The organism is Daejeonella sp. JGW-45 (assembly GCF_029360805.1).
Classification (GTDB): Bacteria; Bacteroidota; Bacteroidia; order Sphingobacteriales; family Sphingobacteriaceae; genus Daejeonella.
The window spans coordinates 1-2,026 of record NZ_JARKNC010000007.1 but is presented as its reverse complement, the minus strand read 5'-3'; the positions used below and the strand labels follow the sequence as shown (position 1 = coordinate 2,026).

At 47.3% G+C, this 2,026-nt stretch carries 1 protein-coding gene; it reads right to left on the bottom strand.

Annotated elements, in window-relative coordinates; genetic code table 11:
• Positions 1-2,026 (bottom strand): hypothetical protein (locus P2W76_RS09625; protein ID WP_276347598.1); only part of this gene is annotated, 2,026 nt, incomplete at both ends.

Sequence of the window (2,026 nt, the reverse complement as noted above, 5' to 3'; positions counted from 1 at the left end):
AACCCTACCATCCCTTTAGTAATACCGGAAACAGTTCCGGTGAATGTTGGAGATGCAAGGGGCGCTTTCAGATCAACTGAACTTTGGTCAGCTTTTAATGCCAACGCAGCAGTAGTCGCTTTTCCATCAAGCGCAGTTTGAGTAGCTGAGCTGATTGGCTTATCAGCATCAGCTGTATTGTTCACATTACCTAAGCCAACCATTGCAGCAGTAATACCGGATACAGTACCTGTAAAGGTTGGAGATGCAAGCGGTGCTTTTAAAGCAAGATCCGCACTAGCGGCTTTTCCATCAAGGGCAGTTTGAGTAGCTGAGCTGATTGGCTTATCAGCATCAGCTGTATTGTTCACATTACCTAATCCAACCATTGTGGCGGTGATACCTGAGACAGTTCCGGTGAATGTTGGTGATGCAAGAGGGGCTTTCAGGTCAACTGAACTCTGGTCAGCTTTTAATGCTAAAGCAGCTGTAGTAGCCTTTCCATCGAGTGCTGTCTGGGTTGCAGTGCTGATTGGCTTAGCCAGGTCTGAAGTGTTATCTACATCTGATAATCCTACCATCCCTTTAGTGATACCTGAGACAGTTCCTGTAAAGGTTGGAGATGCTAGTGGTGCCTTCAAAGCAAGATCCGCACTAGCAGCTTTATCGTTCAGGGCAGTTTGAGTAGCCGAGCTGATCGGTTTATCAACATCGGCTGTATTGTTCACATTACCTAAGCCAACCATTCCGGCAGTGATACCGGATACGGTTCCGGTAAAGGTTGGAGATGCGAGTGGTGCTTTTAAAGCAAGATCCGCACTAGCGGCTTTTCCATCAAGGGCAGTTTGAGTAGCTGAGCTGATCGGTTTATCGGCATCAGACGTATTGTTCACATTGCCTAGTCCAACCATTGTGGCGGTGATACCAGATACGGTACCTGTAAAGGTCGGAGATGCAAGGGGTGCTTTCAGGTCAACTGAGCTCTGGTCAGCCTTTAATGCTAAAGCAGCTGTAGTAGCCTTTCCATCAAGGGCACTTTGAGTAGCCGTGCTGATTGGCTTATCGGCATCAGCCGTATTGTTCACATTGCCTAGTCCAACCATTGTGGCGGTGATACCAGATACGGTACCTGTAAAGGTTGGAGATGCCAGGGGTGCTTTCAGGTCAACTGAACTCTGGTCAGCTTTTAATGCCAACGCAGCAGTAGTCGCTTTTCCATCCAGAGCGGTTTGAGTAGCTGTACTAATTGGCTTATCTGCATCAGCCGTATTGTTCACATTACCTAAGCCAACCATTGTGGCAGTAATACCAGATACGGTACCTGTAAATGTTGGAGATGCAAGAGGTGCTTTCAGATCAACTGAACTCTGGTCAGCTTTTAATGCCAAAGCAGCTGTTGTAGCCTTTCCATCAAGCGCTGTTTGAGTTGCCGTGCTGATTGGCTTAGCCAGGTCGGAAGTGTTATCTACATCTGATAATCCTACCATTCCCTTAGTGATACCAGAAACAGTTCCGGTAAATGTTGGTGAAGCAAGAGGTGCCTTTAAAGCAAGATCTGCACTAGCAGCCTTTCCATCAAGGGCTGTTTGAGTAGCTGAGCTGATCGGCTTATCGGCATCAGCAGTATTGTTCACGTTGCCTAAACCAACCATTCCCGCAGTGATACCGGAAACAGTTCCGGTGAATGTTGGTGATGCAAGAGGGGCTTTTAAAGCAAGGTCTGCACTAGCGGCTTTATCGTTCAGGGCTGTTTGAGTAGCTGAGCTGATCGGTTTATCAGCATCAGCTGTATTGTTCACGTTGCCTAAACCAACCATTCCCGCAGTGATACCAGATACAGTACCTGTAAAAGTTGGTGAAGCAAGGGGCGCTTTCAGATCAACTGCGCTCTGATCAGCTTTTAATGCCAACGCAGCAGTAGTCGCTTTTCCATCAAGCGCTGCTTGAGTAGCCGAACTGATTGGTTTATCTGCATCAGCCGTATTGTTCACATTACCTAAGCCAACCATTGTGGCAGTAATACCAGATACGGTACCTGTAAATGTTG